We start from the raw sequence: 15,144 nt of genomic DNA on the forward strand, positions 1-15,144 counted from the left end.
ATAAGACCTTCACCCACGCGCATTCTGCGGCCCACTCGCCTGCAGGAGTGCGCGTGCGTAAAAGTCATCCTGATTTTTCACGCCGGGTAGCGTGAAGAAATAACCGCCGCCGATCGGCTTGATATACTCTTCCAGAGGTTCACCATCGAGGCGCTTCTGAACAGTGATAAAGCCCATTTCCAAATCAGCCTGATAAGCAATGAACAGCAGCCCCATATCAAGCTGGCCAGACTTCGTAACACCATTGGAATAGTTGAACGGACGGCGCAAAATAAGATGTTGTTCGGCATTGGCATCGCGTGGATTGGCCAGCCGAATATGCGCATCCATCGGCGTAACCTTACCCTCTGGGTCTTTTGAATAATCAGGCACATCAGCTTCGGTTTTACCATCAAACGGTGCACCGCTATCTTTTTCGCGCCCGAAAATAGTCTGTTGCTCCTGCAACGGGGTGCGATCCCAGCGCTCGACAAAGTTGCGAATGATACGCACCGCCATATAGCTGCCATTTGCCGCCCATTCCGGCTCACCTTTATCGGGTTGTATCCAGACAATGCGATCCATAAGCGTTTTGTCAGCGGCATCGGGATTGGCAGAACCATCGCGGAAACCGAGGAAATTGCGCGCGCTTTCCTTGGCTTTTGGAGAATGCGGCGGCTGCACAGGAACAGAGCCTTCCTGTTTCCAGCGGACCATCAGAAGATCAGGCATGTTCTTCATGATATCGCGCAGCGCATGGATGTTGGTGTCTGCGGTGTTCGAGCAGAACTGGATTACCAGATCGCCATGGCAGAGATCTTTTTGCAAGGCGTCATTGGGAAAGCCCGTCATGCGCTGCAAGTGCTTTGGCTTGAACGGCTTCAGCCCAAAACGATCATCAAAGAGCGAATTCCCCAAGCCCACGGTGATCGTGAGGTTATCTGGTGTAACCGTTGGCCCGAGAATGCCGGAATCAGCAGGCGGGAATTTCGGATCAAGCACTGGTGGCTTGCCCCCCTTCATGAGAAAGGCTGCGCGCTCTGTTAAAAGCTTGAACATGCGTTCAAGGTCTGCGCGGTCACGCGCCAGAACATCGAACGAGGCGGCAAGACCAGTTGCTGGACGCGGCGTCACAATGCCGGGCTGATGCATACCATAAAACGGCTGGCTCTCCTGCAACTTGTCGCTTTCAGGCGCGTTGGTTACGCTCTCTGAAGAAAGTGAATTGTTGGAAGAGCGTGCATGAGCCACTTGCGATGCAAGCACGCTTGCAACCCCCGTAGCACCGGCACCGAGTAAAATTGCACGGCGTTCTGGCGATGCTACGCTGTCTTTTTTAACATTCTCGTTCTTGAAAAATTTCTTGGACATTAATCCACTCCAAGTTGATCGCGGAGTTTTGAAAACTGGTCGGCGAGAGCCATCGCGCCGTCCTTGATTTTCGCCTTCTCATCACTGGAAAGCGTGTTATATGCCTTGCCATTCTGAGCGCTAAGCAGCGCCTTCACGACAGACACCTGAGCATCAATCCCTTCAAATGCCTTGGGATCGACTTTGACGACGATCGGACGCAACACGTCCGCTGTCTTGGCGGCGCCTTCAACAAGGCCTGCAAATACCTGCAAATCTGTATGTGCGTAACGATCATCGCCTGCATCCCCAGCGGTGGACGCAAAGCGATTGAGCGCCGATGACGTGCCCGCCAGCATTCGGTCAGGCGAAATACGCAGCGCACGAATGCGATCCTTCAGGCCAGCCGCGTCTTCTACCAATTTATTGGCAACGGGCTGCAAACCTTCCAGCGATTTTTGTTCAAACAGTCCATATTCGATACGATGCAGGCCACCAAAGGCTGGGTCCTGCTCACGCTTTTCAAAGAAATCAGCGCGCGCATTGATTGCCGTATCAAGATCAGAGAAAGCTTCTGAAACTGGAGCGATACGTGCGTAAGCCTCGCGTGCTGGTGCATAAGCGGCCTGTGCAGCTTCGATATTGCCGTTAGAAATGGCATCGGAAAGCGTTGCAACGGCCTTCTGGAATTCGACAACTTCGGTTGCAAGATAAATCTGATACTCAGCCAGTGCACCGAGGAATGCCGTCAACGGCAACTTGCCTTTTTCAGCTTCGCTGCTTGCCGATGGCGTTACGATCAGCTTGCCGCGCGGGTTGGAAAGAAGGCCACAAGTAATCTGATATTCGCCCGGCGAAAGCTTCGCTGACAGTGTTTGTTTGAAGCCCGGCGCGATATTCTCCCGCTCTTCGAGCACCATGACACCATCAAGAATTTCCCACTCAACCGAGCGGTCCGACTTGTTGACGATTTCAAAAACCGTGCGCCCCGCAGGAACTGTCAACTCATTTGGATCGCAGCTTTTCGCATTGACCACGATCTGCACTTTGCCATCGCCATCTGCATGGCGCGATTTATCTGAAACGCGCGAGGCGTAATAGAAAGCAGCACCCGCCGCCAACACCAGAACAATGGCCAGCACCAGCACCAAGCGCGCAAGGTTGCGCGAGAATGGTGCAGTGGATTTCGGGCTTTTCGGCTGGGTCATAAAAAATCTCTTCGATTAAGCTGCGTTCTTGGCGGCAGCACTTTGCGCAGGTGCGGAAGGCGGCATCAGGAAAATTATGAGCGCAGGCACAAGGAACCCGACATAGGCAACCACTTCGCTGATCGTCGGTGTCGCGATATAGCCAAAGATACCGGCCAGAACCGAGCCAAGGGTGCTATCAAGTGGCAGGATTTCGCTCATATCGAATACGACCGTCTGGAAGTGGTTCCAGATGCCGGCTTCATGAAGCGCCATGACGGAGTTAGCCAGAATGCCCGCTGCAATGACCAGGATGAAAACACCGGTCCAGCGGAAAAAGCGCCGCAAATTGAGTTTGAGGCCACCACGGTAAATGCCGTAGCCAACAAACGCTGCCAGAACCACACCCAACAGCGCACCAAGCGGCGCTTCGCCGCCTTCGCTCTGCTGGAATGCAGCAAGCAGAAAGAAGACAGATTCAAGCCCTTCGCGCGCCACAGCAAAAAACACCATCAGAATAAGACCGAAGCCCTTATGTGTCGGCGTTTCAAAAGCTGCATCGATTGAATGATGCAGCTCAGCCTTGATGGAACGGGCAGCCTTGCGCATCCAGAAAACCATGGAAGTCAGCACGAAAACAGCAATAAGCCCAATGATAGCCTCAAAAAGCTCCTGTGCCTTTTGCGGGAATTCTGCGCTGATAAGCTGGAGAATTGCGCCGACAGCCAGCGATAAAGCGATTGCCAGCAGGACACCGATCCAGACAACGAGCATCCATGCGCTGCGCCCTGTCTGATGCAGGTAGCTTGCGATGATACCAACGATCAGCGCTGCTTCCACGCCTTCGCGGAACATAATGAGAAATGGTACGAGCATTCAAATTTATCCAAAAGACAGAGTTGTCAACCTGCCCCTCAATTAACTCTCTTAAAACCGGCAGAAGCCTTCCTTTATTTGTCATCTTTTTATATCCATGCCATCAGTACTGCAAGCAAAATGAACTTGACCCACATAGGAATGTTTTAGAATTATTCTAACCATTTCAAAAGCTTATAGAGTCAACAATAAGAGAATGATCACATTCTGCCTAGTTTGAGGGAGCCTGAATAAGCTCTTGAAAAGACTAAAAACTATGGCTTTTACAGATGCGAAATGATCGATAAAAACGCAGCCAGCGCGCCAGATGATCTCTACACGGCCTCTGTTCATGACTTGAGTGTGATCCGGATTCTTCATTCGCATTGATGCCAATGTGCTTACGATATATCTTGCAGACATGAAGTGCTGAAAATCCTTGCCAGAACTTTTGGGCGCAATTTATGAGTCGCAACCGTACCGGCGATGGAACAGGTGATTGTTTCGATTTGGAGCACTCTCGTGGCAGAAATGGCCACTAATATTGACCAATCATCGTCTAAAAATTGTTGAACAATCAAAAAGTTTCAGAATTTTCCGAAATGGTCAAAAATTTCGTCATTTAGGGCTTGAAGAATAGTGTCAACGGGTCCATATGACAGGTGCTTACCGCTTGCGCCTCCTCCCATTGCGCGCGGTAAGTGTTCCCCTCTGGAGGTTTGCCTTTATGGCACCTTCATAACTTAGCCGGACTTTTTAGTCCGGCTCTTTTTTTGCCTAAATTTCAGTAAGTTAGAACAAAAATAAAAAAGCGCCACGTTCCCGCAGCGCTTTTTATGATCATGCATAATGTTCTTGAAAAATGATTGAATGGGAACAGAGTTCTCATCATCATTCCGGCACTCAAAAGCCATTTCCTGTTCTTTTGCTGATAAACAATTCCAACAGGAAGAACCGGAAATTTTATCTCAAACGGAGCGATAGAGTACCGCTCCGTTCCCTCGCTTAACAAAGTGTTACTAGCCGTAAGACGCAACGGGTGGGCAAGAACAGATAAGATTTCTGTCACCCCCCACATTGTCAACGCGACTGACCGGCGGCCAATATTTTGCTGTCGTGTCAAAGTCGCCACCCAGCGCACTTGCCGGGAACACGGCTTCCTCACGCGTGTAGGGATGTGTCCAATCGGACGCCAGTGTATCGCCTGCCGTGTGCGGTGCGTTGGCTAGTGGATTATCATCCTTCGGCCAGACACCATCGGCAACCTTTTTCGCCTCACCTGCAATGGCAATCATCGCATCGCAAAGACGGTCGATTTCCGACTTTGGCTCAGACTCGGTCGGTTCAATCATCAGCGTTCCGGCAACCGGCCATGACATGGTCGGTGCGTGGAAACCATAGTCGATGAGGCGCTTGGCAACATCTTCCACGGTGACGCCTGCGCTGTCTTTGAGCACGCGCGTATCCACGATGCACTCATGCGCCACACGATCATGCGCGCCAGTATAAAGGATCGGATAAGCGTCCTTCAGGCGATGCGCGATGTAGTTGGCGTTGAGGATTGCAGCCTCGGTTGCCTTCTTGAGACCGTTACCGCCCATCATGCGGATATACATCCACGTAATGACCAGAATGGATGCACTGCCAAACGGTGCTGCGGAAACAGCGTGCTTGGAACCCAGATCAACATGCCCTGGCAGATAAGGCACCAGATGCTTGGCCACGCCAATGGGACCGACACCCGGACCGCCGCCGCCATGTGGAATGCAGAAGGTCTTGTGCAGGTTCATGTGGCAGACGTCTGCGCCAATGTCGCAAGGACGCGCAAGGCCAACGAGTGCATTGAGGTTTGCACCGTCGAAATAGACCTGACCGCCATTGTCATGGACAATCTCGCAGAAAGCCTTGATACCTTCTTCGAACACGCCATAGGTCGACGGATAGGTGATCATGAAGGCCGCGAGATTATCGCGATGCTTCTCAGCCTTGGCTTTCAGATCATCAATGTCGATATCGCCATCCGGACGGCAATTGACGACCACAACGCTCATGCCAGCCATCGATGCGCTGGCAGGATTGGTGCCATGCGCAGAAGATGGGATCAGGCAAATGTTGCGATGACCTTCGCCGCGTGCCTGGTGATAGTGGCGGATTGCGAGAAGACCCGCATATTCGCCCTGACTGCCAGCATTTGGTTGTAGCGATACGCCTGCAAAGCCGGTGACTTCGCAAAGCCATGCTTCGACATCCGAGGTCATCTTGGCATAGCCGGTCGTCTGCGCGGCAGGTGCGAACGGATGCAGATTGGCAACCGTGTTCCAGCTCACCGGCATCATTTCTGCTGCCGCATTGAGCTTCATCGTGCAGGAGCCAAGCGGGATCATCGCACGATCAAGCGCCAGATCCTTATCGGCCAGACGACGCAGGAAGCGCATCATCTCGGTTTCGGAGCGGTGCGAATGGAACACGTCCTGTGTCAGGAAGCCGTCACCGCGTCCTTTACCCGGAACCAGCAGATCGTCGTTGCCAACTGGCTTTGCACCAAACAAAATGGCGAGTGCTGCAAGATCGTCTTCGGTCGAGGTTTCATCAAAGGTCACACCAACCGTATCCGCATCGATGATGCGGATCAGACGACCACCTTTATCGGCTTCTGCGGAAATGTTTGCGGCTTTGCCCGGAACTTTGATCGTAACCGTGTCGAACAGGCTGTCGCCTGCAATTTCGACACCCGCAGCCTTGAGGCCAGTTGCAAAACGCGATGCAAGAGTAGCAACGCGCGTTGCAATGGCTTGAAGACCTGTCGGGCCGTGCCAGATAGCAAAGGCTGCTGCCATATTGGCGAGCAGCGCCTGCGCGGTGCAGATGTTCGAAGTCGCCTTGTCGCGGCGGATATGCTGCTCGCGGGTCTGGAGTGCCAGACGATAAGCGGCACGGCCATGCGCATCGACCGACTGGCCGACAATACGGCCCGGAATGATACGCGTCAGCGGCTCGGATACTGCGAGATATGCAGCATGTGGACCACCAAAGCCCATTGGAACGCCAAAGCGCTGCATGGAGCCGACAGCCATGTCAGCGCCCCACTTGGCAGGGGCTTCCAGAATAGTCAGCGCCAGCGGATCAGCAACAGCGATGACAAGAGCGCCCTTGGCCTTGGCATCGGCAATGACAGCAGTGAAGTCGCCATAAACACCGCGCGTATCCGGCCATGGGATGACGACCGCAGCGGTGTTATCGTCGACAACACTTCCGGCTTCAACCTGCCAGCCAAGTGGCTCCGCGCGGGTGTTGATCACATCAACGCTCTGCGGATGCAGATCGCCTGCAAGCAGAACCCGCTCACGCTTGTCGCGATGATGACGAATGGCAACGCCCACAGCTTCAGCAATGGCTGTCGCTTCATCCAAGAGCGAAGCGCAGGCAACCGGAAGACCGGTTAACTCGGCAACAAGCGTCTGAAAGTGAAACAGAAGCTCCAGACGGCCCTGGCTGATTTCCGACTGATAAGGCGTGTAAGCCGTGTACCAGGCTGGATTTTCAAACAGGTTGCGCTGAATGACAGGTGGTGTCTGCACACCATGATAGCCCGCACCGATGAAGCTCTTCTTCACCACATTGCGGCCCATGATTTCATTAAGCTCCGCAAGGGCTGCGTGTTCGCTCAAAGCTGCCGGCAGATCAAGCGCACGGTTCAAGCGGATGGATGCCGGAACAGCCTGCGTAATCAGTGTTTCCATGGAAGGAAGGCCGAGCGCTGCAAGCATTGCACGCTCGTCTTCCACACGTGGCCCGATATGACGGGCAACAAAGGGTAGAACAGTTACCGTCATTTTTTTATCCTACGAGTTTGTCATAACCGGCCTTGTCGAGAAGCCCCGAAAGCTGGCCTTCATCGGAAAGCTTGAGCTTGAACAGCCAGCCATCGCCTTCTGCAGCTTGATTAACGAGAGCCGGGTCACTTGAAACGGCTTCGTTCACTTCAACGACTTCACCATCGACCGGCGCATAGACGTCGGAAGCGGCCTTGACCGATTCAACAACGACGATGCTCTCGCCCTTGGAAACAGTGCGACCGATTTCCGGCAGATCGACGAATACGAGGTCGCCCAGCTGCTCCTGTGCGTGGATCGTGATGCCGACAGTGGCAACGCCACCCTCGACGCTGATCCACTCATGATCTTCGGTGAACAGGATATTGGCCATGGAAATCATCCTTTGCGATAGCGATGCGGTGTGAAGGGAAGTGCATGAACATCAACGGGAACCTTGTTACCGCGGACATCAGCAAAAATGCGGGTACCAGGCACTGCGAGGCTTGCCTCGACATAACCCATGGCAACCGGAAAACCTACGGATGGGCCGAAGCCACCCGATGTAACAGTGCCAATCTGAAAACCGGATTCGTCAAAAAGTTCTGCACCAGCACGAACAGGCTGACGGCCTTCCGGCTTAAGGCCAACGCGCTTGGCGGTTGCACCCTTAGCAATCGCGTCAAGCACGGCTTTGGCGCCATTAAAGGCAGCCTTTTCACGCACAGGCTTGGTGATTGCCCATGTGAGACCGGCAGAGACCGGATCGGTTTCCGGCGTGATGTCCTGACCGTGCAGGCAAAGACCCGCTTCAAGGCGCAGGCTGTCGCGAGCGGCAAGGCCAATCCATTCGACGCGTTCGTCAGCCAGAAGCTTGGTTGCAAGCGCACGCGCCTCATCGGCAGGCAAGCCAATTTCAAAACCGTCTTCGCCGGTATAGCCCGAACGGGTCATGAACCAGTTAGGATTGGGTTCAAAGCCGCTCATAAAACCGAGTTCTGCGCCTTTAAGACCGGCATCATTAATCACGCTTTCGGCTTCCGGCCCCTGAATGGCCAGAAAAACGCGATCCAGCGGATTGACCGTTACATCCTTGCCAGATGCCGCTTCATTGAGGTGTTCAATATCAGCGCTCGCATTGCCGGCATTGGCAACAACCATGAACCGGTCCTCACCCAGACGCGTGACAATAAGATCGTCAAGAACGCCGCCCTTTTCATTGAGGAAGAGCGTATATTTCGATTGGCCGGTTTTCAGAACCGACGGATCAAGCGGACAGGTTTGCGCAATAAGCGCAATTGCGTCTGCGCCCGAAACCTCAATCAGCTTCATATGAGAAATATCGAAAAGGCCGACATGCTCACGCGTGTGAAGATGTTCCTTCATAACGCCAAGCGGATAAGTGATCGGCATATTCCAGCCAGCAAAACCGCCAAAGCGTGCGCCAGCTTCCTCATGCAGATCCTGCAAAGGCAGGGTATTCAAGTGTGCGGTATCGCCCATAACAACTCCAGAGTCGCACGTATGCCTCCGCGAAATGCGGTTGCTTCGTGCCCCTCTGTCTCAAGCCTGAGAGACTCGCATAGCTATAAAGCTACACTTACACCTTCGGCGCAGGGTTTCCCCCGACTTTCCAGAGTTGCCTTACCCGCCTGCGGTTCCTTGTACCTGAGAGATTTCGGGCGATTTCCCCTTCGGTGGCCAACTTGCATCAGCTCTCTCCCGCAGACAAACAGTGACAGAACGATCTCGTAAAACACAACGCTCCATCACACGACATGATTGACTTATCTCAATCCGCTTTGGGAGTCATGCAGAATTGTTGCCTTCAACCGACAAATTCCCGGATTTTTGCGACAAGAATCTGCGCGCGCCCGTTATGCAAAAGAACTCTCTAAGTAGGAGCGAGACGAGCATGGGCCGACCTATCCATTAACACCTTAGAAAGGATTATGTCGGTGGAGCGCCTTAAAATCAGTGATTTGGTCATGTGGTGAGATGATTGTGATTATAAAATGACCAAGTCGCGCAAAATCCATGCAATCGACAGGCTAAATTGCACAGCAGCTATGCAAATCTGGCTCTGCAACTTTCGAAGCGAGCAGCCTATATGCTGTGGGCAACAAAGAGATTTGATTTTTGACTAGGTGAGAGAAATGAACCTGATCCGCTCGTACAACAACTGGCGCCGTTACCGTAACACTGTAAACGAACTGAGCCGCCTGAGCCCACGCGAACTGAACGACCTCGGCATTATGCCTTCGGAAATTCCATTCGTTGCACGTAAGGCTGCTGCTCGCTAAGAGCGCGCCATCAAAAGGCTTAAGCCTAATAAGAACCGCGACACTTAAAACCACGCGGTTCTAAAGTTTTCAGAGTTTTCACCGGGGTGTTCCCTCCTCCCATTTTCCTCGGTGATCTCAAGACCGGACCTCCTCCTCCCATTCCGGTCTTACCCTAAATGACACCTGCCGCTCCTCCCGCGGCGGGTGTTATTTTTTGTTCAAATGAGCCGCAAACAAGCAGATTATTTGGCAGCCACGACCTCGATTTCAACCTTGAATTCTTCGCGCGTAAAGCCGGAAACAATCATCAGTGTCGAGGCTGGTGCAGGTTGCGGAAACAGACGGTCCCGCACATCCATATAGGCACGCATATAAGCGCGATCCGTCACATAAGCATTGATGCGCACGACATTGGAAAATTCCATACCGCCATCGCGCAGGATACGGCGGATATTTTCAAAGCAAAGTTCTGCCTGCGCACCTGCATCTTCCGGCACGGAACCATCCGGCGCAATGCCAAGCTGGCCAGAGCAGAATACCAGCTCTGCCCCTGCATTTACTTTCACACCATGGCTATAAGCAGCAAAAGGTGCGGCCATATCGGCTGGCAGCAGATGTTTCAAAACAGTCATTCTATATCCTTAAGTCTTTGGCGCTGCTGCGAGCAATTCTTTGAGCCGTGCAGCGCCCGCTGCAATATCGTCTTCAGTGGGGTTGATACCCGCTGCAAGAAGCCGCCGGGCGATCATGTGATCCGCCGGACGGTTGATGGAATCGACCGCAATCAGCTTGTCGCCCGCGAAATGAAATACCGAGAACGCATTATCTTCGAGGTTGCCCAACACAATATGACGGTCGGCATCGAATGACAGGCCAGCGGTCTGTAACTTCATGTCACCCTGATCCGACCAGAACCATGCCACATCACGAAAAGGGGTGCCGCGACCAACAATCGAGCGTGCAACATGCTTGGCTTGATCGGTCGCATTCTGCACTGATTCCAGTCGAACGCGACGACCTGCATGGAAATGCACATAGCTCACGCAATCGCCAATCGCATAAACATGCTCACTCGACGCACGCATATGCTCATCCACCACGATACCATTATCGACAACAAGTCCGGTGTCGCGTGCAAGCTCGACATTTGGAACAGCACCCGTACCCAGCACCACCATATCAGCTGGGAAAAGCGTGCCATTGGCTGCTTTTACATCTGTCACGCGGCCGTCTTTGCCTTCAATGGCCTCAACACCCACACCTGTCAGAAGCGTAATATCCGCAGCACGGCTGCGTGTTTCAACATGCGATGAAATATGTGTGGCAACCGAACGCCCCAGTACGCGAGGAGCGGCTTCAATCAAGACCGTCTTCTTGCCAAGACCGACTGCGCTATGCGCCATTTCAAGGCCGATAAAGCCACCACCGATAATCACCACATTTTCAACACGTGGCATCATCTGGGCAATGCGGCGCGCATCCTCCAAACGGCGTAGCGTGACAACACCACTCAGATCAACGCCCGGCATATCAGGAATGCGGGCGCGCGCACCGGTCGCAAAAACCAGCTCCGACCAATTGAGCACCTCGCCGTCATCAAGCGTGACAGTCTTATCCGTCAAAGACACATGCTCAACGCTGCGCCCAAAAAGCATTTCAATATTATTATCGCGATAAGCGCTCTCCGGGCGCAGCACCAAAATCCCGCTTTCAGGTGCTTTCAGATAAGACTTGGAAAGCGGCGGCTTGTGATAGGGGATATCCTGCTCATCATTGATCAGGACAATTTCGCCCGCATAGCCTTCCTGTCTCAGACTGATTGCAGCCTGCGAACCTGCATGGCCCGCACCAATAATAATGCATCTGTTGTCCATCGGACCTCCGGGGATTTTCCGCGTATCATAATCATGTGGCGGGCTGTCGCGTGGCGAAATCGTCACGGATTCACACCTTAATTGCATGCATCGCTATTTTTTTAAACATTTAGTTTGACCGATCGGTCAGATTGTTTAGTAAAAAGCTTTACCGCCTCCCAAGAATGCAGGAGCCACCACCTTGAAAAGATATTGGTCTGAGTACACGAGCGAAGCGTTTTCCCGCCTCGAGCGTGAGAAGGTCGTGGCGGTTCTGCCCGTCGGCGCAATTGAACAGCACGGGCCTCATCTGCCACTGGCGGTGGATGCGGCGATTGTGGATGGCATGGTCAGAGAAACCATTGCCCGCCTGCCCAATGAGAGCCACGCGCTTTTTCTGCCAACGCAGGCCATCGGCAAAAGCAATGAGCACAGCCTTTACCCCGGCACGCTGACATTCTCGGCAGAGACTCTCATTCGCATGTGGTGTGAAATTGGCGCCTGCGTTGCCGCAAGCGGCGTTCGCAAAATGGCACTGCTCAACAGCCACGGCGGCCAAATCACCGTCATGGACATTGTGGCGCGCGAATTGCGTATCAAACACAATATGATGGTGTTCAGCGTCAACTGGTTTGGCCTCGGAATGCCGGAAGGCGTTTACAGCGAGCACGATCTCAAGCACGGCATTCATGCCGGTGACATGGAAACCTCGGTCATGCTCGAATTCCACCCCGATCTGGTGGACATGTCGAAGGCACAGAATTTCCGCACACTGACCGAAACACTCGCTTCTGATTACAAGCATCTGTCACTCGGCGGTGGAGCGAAGCCCGCTTGGCAGATACAGGACATCAATCCTTACGGCGCCGCTGGCGATGCTACGCTCGCATCTGCCGAAAAAGGTCGTAAGACCATCGACTTTGCTGCCGAGCGGCTGGTCGAAGTTCTGGCCGAGATTGAACGAGCGCCGCTCTCGTGGCTTGATAACCAACCTGCCTGGTAAGGACGATGAGCGTGGCCCCCAACTCGCAAACTCCATCTTCCCTGATTGATATAAACAGCGTTTATAAGCAATATGGCACGGGCGTCATTGCGGTCAGCGATATGTCGCTCAAGATTGAACAAGGTCAATTCGTAAGCTTCCTCGGCCCATCGGGCTGCGGCAAGAGCACAGCGCTGCGCATGATCGCGGGCCTTGAATCCATTTCGGCAGGCGACATTCGTGTCAATGGCCATGCACCGGGCAAAGGCCCCATTGGTGCGCAGGACATCGGCTTTGTGTTTCAGGAACCGACGCTCATGCCGTGGGCCAGCGTTTTCGACAATGTTTATTTGCCGCTGCGTCTTTCCGGCATGTCGCGCAAAGATGCCACGCCGCGCGTCGAAGAAGTGCTCACACAGGTAGGTCTGTCGCGCTTTGCCGATGCCTATCCGCGTGAGCTTTCGGGCGGCATGAAAATGCGCGTTTCCATTGCCCGTGCACTGGTCACACGTCCGCGCCTTCTGTTGATGGATGAGCCTTTTGCGGCACTTGATGAAATGACGCGCTTCAAGCTCAACAATGATGTGTTGCGGCTCTGGCAAGAACACGGCCTGACCGTGATCTTTGTCACGCACAGCGTTTATGAGTCTGTCTATCTCTCAAACCGCGTCATCGTCATGGCTGCACGCCCCGGACGCGTGGTTGCGGATATTGCGATTGAAGGCAGCTATCCTCGCGCTGAAAATTTCCGCACCACAGAAGCTTACGCAACAGATTGCGCCCGCGTTTCCGATGCACTCACCGCAACGCTTTCGTCGCAAGACATTGACCACTGAGGACAGGGAAATGCAAAACCAAACGCCTGTTCTGAATTCCGAACAACACCGCCTCGCCCGTCGTGAACGCAATCTGCGCATCATCATGCCAACGCTTGCGATCATCATCGCACTTGGCATCTGGGAAGGTCTGGTGCGCTATTACAATGTGCCGCATTACCTGATCCCTGCTCCGTCGCTCATCGGCGAGACGCTGATCAAAGACGGGCCATCGCTGATGAACTCCATGTGGTTTACAGTTAAGCTCACGCTGATTTCGCTGCTCTGCGCGATTGTCGGCGGCGTTCTGCTCGGCATGATCTTCGCACTGTCGCGACCAATCGAAATGGCTTTCTTTCCGTTTGCCGTCATTCTTCAGGTAACGCCGGTGATTGCCATTGCACCGCTGATCCTGATCTATGTCCGCGATACGTTTTCAGCCCTGCTGATCTGCGCGTGGATTGTGGCTTTCTTCCCGATCCTGTCAAACACAGTCATCGGCCTGCGTAGCGCGGATCATAATCTGCGTGATCTATTCAAGCTTTATCGTGCCTCACCATGGCAGCGACTGCGCTATCTGCTTGCGCCAAGCGCCCTGCCTTATTTTATGGCAGCACTCAAGATCGCTGGTGGGCTCTCGCTGATCGGTGCTGTGGTGGCTGAATTTGTTGCAGGCAGCGCCGGCCAGAGCACTGGCCTCGCCTCGCGTATTCTGGAATCGAGCTTCCGCAATGAAATTCCGCGCATGTTTGCGGCCCTTTTCCTCGTTTCGCTGCTGGGCATTGTGATTTTCCTCATCACAAGCTGGCTGTCGCGCCTTGTGCTGGGACGCTGGCATGAAAGCGAGATTCGTCGTGAGCGCTGATATGTTGAAAGGCATCGCCATTGCTGGCCGCAGCGGTCATTACGACATCAGTATCGATGATGGGCGCATTGCATCGCTGACGCCAGCGCAAACAACAGGCGGCGGCTTTGTCACACCGCTTCTCGCTGATGTGCATGTGCATCTCGACAAGACATTCACCATTGGCCGTATTGCCGAGCGTGGCCGCGCCAAAGTCGAATGTCTGTTCGATGCCATTGATCTGATGAATATTGATCGCGAGAGCTGGAATGCCGAAGACATTCGCGCACGCGCCACACGCGGTCTTGAGGCAGCCTATGCGCAAGGCGTTGGCGCCATCCGAACCCATGTTGACTGGACAACGCCAGATGTGCCGACCGCGTGGCCAGTGCTGAACGAGCTGCGCGAGGAATGGAAAGACCGCATCGATCTGGAGCTTGCAGCCCTTATCCATGGCGATCTTGTGCTTGATGCAGGTTCAGCAATTGCTGAGCGCGTGGCAAATGATGGCGGCGTGCTTGGTGCTTTCTTCTATCGCAATGCTGATCTTGATGCCAAAATCGAAGAAATGTTTCGTTTGGCCATCCGGCATGATCTCAAGCTCGACTTTCACGTCGATGAAGGGCTTGAATTGGAAGCGGATGGCTTCTCGCTGATTGTTGCTGCAACCAAGCGTTACAAGATGGCGGGCCGCGTTCTTTGCGGTCATGCCTGTTCGCTTTCGCTGCGTTCGCCGGAAGAACTAAGCCGCATTCTTAATGCTGCCGCGGATGCGGGAACTGCACTCGTGTCGCTACCGACATCCAATCTCTATCTGCAAGACAGGCTTGGCGGAAAGTCGCCACGTCTTCGCGGTGTAGCACCGCTGAAAGAAGCGCGTCGCGCGGGCATAGACGCCATGCTTGGCTCCGACAATGTGCGTGACGCTTTCTATCCCTATGGCGATTACGATCCGCTTTCGGTTCTGCGTCTGGCAGCACCGGTCTGCCACCTTGAGCCGGATGAATGGCTCGACAGCATCACCACCCTGCCCGCCCGCTTCATCGGAAGCGACCGCGTTCAAGAGCTGTTTGAGGGTGGGCGCACAAATTTCATCTGGTATGAAGCCACAGACATTAATGATCTCATCAGCCGTCCGCAGGCGCGTCGCGTCGTCTGGCGCGATGGTATAAAAATTTAATC

13 protein-coding genes and 1 riboswitch are annotated in these 15,144 nt (G+C 53.8%); of the genes, 5 read left to right on the forward strand and 8 right to left on the reverse strand.

Features of this window, described 5'->3' with window-relative positions; genetic code table 11:
* Positions 1–9: 9 nt before the first annotated feature.
* The 6 genes from efeB to gcvT form a co-directional block, all read right to left on the reverse strand.
* Positions 10–1,350 carry an iron uptake transporter deferrochelatase/peroxidase subunit gene (gene efeB / locus VBH83_RS10790; RefSeq protein WP_396997667.1) on the reverse strand — a complete coding sequence of 447 codons (1,341 nt, stop codon included), beginning with the start codon at positions 1,348–1,350 and terminating at the stop codon, positions 10–12.
* On the reverse strand, positions 1,350–2,537 hold the full coding sequence (efeO, locus tag VBH83_RS10795; RefSeq protein ID WP_265984329.1) for an iron uptake system protein EfeO: 1,188 nt from the start codon (positions 2,535–2,537) through the stop codon (positions 1,350–1,352). The genes efeB and efeO overlap by 1 nt, the downstream gene beginning before the upstream one ends.
* A gap of 15 nt (positions 2,538–2,552) precedes the next feature.
* Positions 2,553–3,392 carry an iron uptake transporter permease EfeU gene (efeU, locus tag VBH83_RS10800; protein WP_396997669.1) on the reverse strand — a complete coding sequence of 280 codons (840 nt, stop codon included), beginning with the start codon at positions 3,390–3,392 and terminating at the stop codon, positions 2,553–2,555.
* 998 nt (positions 3,393–4,390) lie between these two features.
* The gene (gene gcvP / locus VBH83_RS10805) at positions 4,391–7,204 is read right to left on the reverse strand and encodes an aminomethyl-transferring glycine dehydrogenase (protein ID WP_265984331.1); all 2,814 of its coding nucleotides are present in this window, start codon (positions 7,202–7,204) and stop codon (positions 4,391–4,393) included.
* 4 nt (positions 7,205–7,208) lie between these two features.
* Positions 7,209–7,577, reverse strand: coding sequence for a glycine cleavage system protein GcvH (gene gcvH / locus VBH83_RS10810; protein WP_265984333.1), 369 nt, complete (start codon positions 7,575–7,577; stop codon positions 7,209–7,211).
* A 5-nt stretch (positions 7,578–7,582) separates the two neighbouring features.
* Complete coding sequence (gcvT, locus tag VBH83_RS10815; RefSeq protein WP_265984336.1) at positions 7,583–8,686, reverse strand: glycine cleavage system aminomethyltransferase GcvT; 1,104 nt, start codon at positions 8,684–8,686, stop codon at positions 7,583–7,585.
* Between the two features lie 142 nt (positions 8,687–8,828).
* Positions 8,829–8,918: riboswitch (glycine riboswitch) on the reverse strand.
* A 421-nt stretch (positions 8,919–9,339) separates the two neighbouring features.
* Here gcvT and VBH83_RS10820 point away from each other — a divergent pair.
* The gene (locus tag VBH83_RS10820) at positions 9,340–9,486 is read left to right on the forward strand and encodes a DUF1127 domain-containing protein (RefSeq protein ID WP_084486680.1); all 147 of its coding nucleotides are present in this window, start codon (positions 9,340–9,342) and stop codon (positions 9,484–9,486) included.
* A gap of 224 nt (positions 9,487–9,710) precedes the next feature.
* On the opposite strand, the gene VBH83_RS10825 is transcribed toward VBH83_RS10820, so the two are convergent.
* Entirely contained in the window at positions 9,711–10,100 is a 390-nt protein-coding gene (locus tag VBH83_RS10825) for a RidA family protein (RefSeq protein ID WP_265984340.1), read from the reverse strand.
* Between the two features lie 9 nt (positions 10,101–10,109).
* The gene (locus tag VBH83_RS10830; protein WP_265984342.1) at positions 10,110–11,342 is read right to left on the reverse strand and encodes an NAD(P)/FAD-dependent oxidoreductase; all 1,233 of its coding nucleotides are present in this window, start codon (positions 11,340–11,342) and stop codon (positions 10,110–10,112) included.
* Between the two features lie 181 nt (positions 11,343–11,523).
* Here VBH83_RS10830 and VBH83_RS10835 point away from each other — a divergent pair, with 181 nt between their 5' ends.
* From VBH83_RS10835 to VBH83_RS10850, 4 genes are read left to right on the forward strand one after another with little or no spacing between them, the layout of a single operon-like run.
* Positions 11,524–12,324 (forward strand): creatininase family protein, encoded by an 801-nt coding sequence (locus VBH83_RS10835; RefSeq protein ID WP_396997673.1) that lies wholly within the window; start codon positions 11,524–11,526, stop codon positions 12,322–12,324.
* 5 nt (positions 12,325–12,329) lie between these two features.
* Entirely contained in the window at positions 12,330–13,139 is an 810-nt protein-coding gene (locus tag VBH83_RS10840) for an ABC transporter ATP-binding protein (RefSeq protein WP_265984344.1), read from the forward strand.
* 10 nt (positions 13,140–13,149) lie between these two features.
* Positions 13,150–13,983, forward strand: coding sequence for an ABC transporter permease (locus VBH83_RS10845; RefSeq protein WP_265984346.1), 834 nt, complete (start codon positions 13,150–13,152; stop codon positions 13,981–13,983).
* Positions 13,955–15,142: an amidohydrolase family protein gene (locus VBH83_RS10850; RefSeq protein ID WP_265984348.1), complete on the forward strand. Its 1,188-nt coding sequence runs from the start codon at positions 13,955–13,957 to the stop codon at positions 15,140–15,142. Before VBH83_RS10845 ends, VBH83_RS10850 begins: the two co-directional genes overlap by 29 nt.
* Positions 15,143–15,144 lie beyond the last annotated feature (2 nt).

The sequence above is a fragment of the Ochrobactrum sp. S1502_03 genome (assembly GCF_044435015.1).
GTDB classification, from domain to species: Bacteria; Pseudomonadota; Alphaproteobacteria; order Rhizobiales; family Rhizobiaceae; genus Brucella; species Brucella chromiisoli.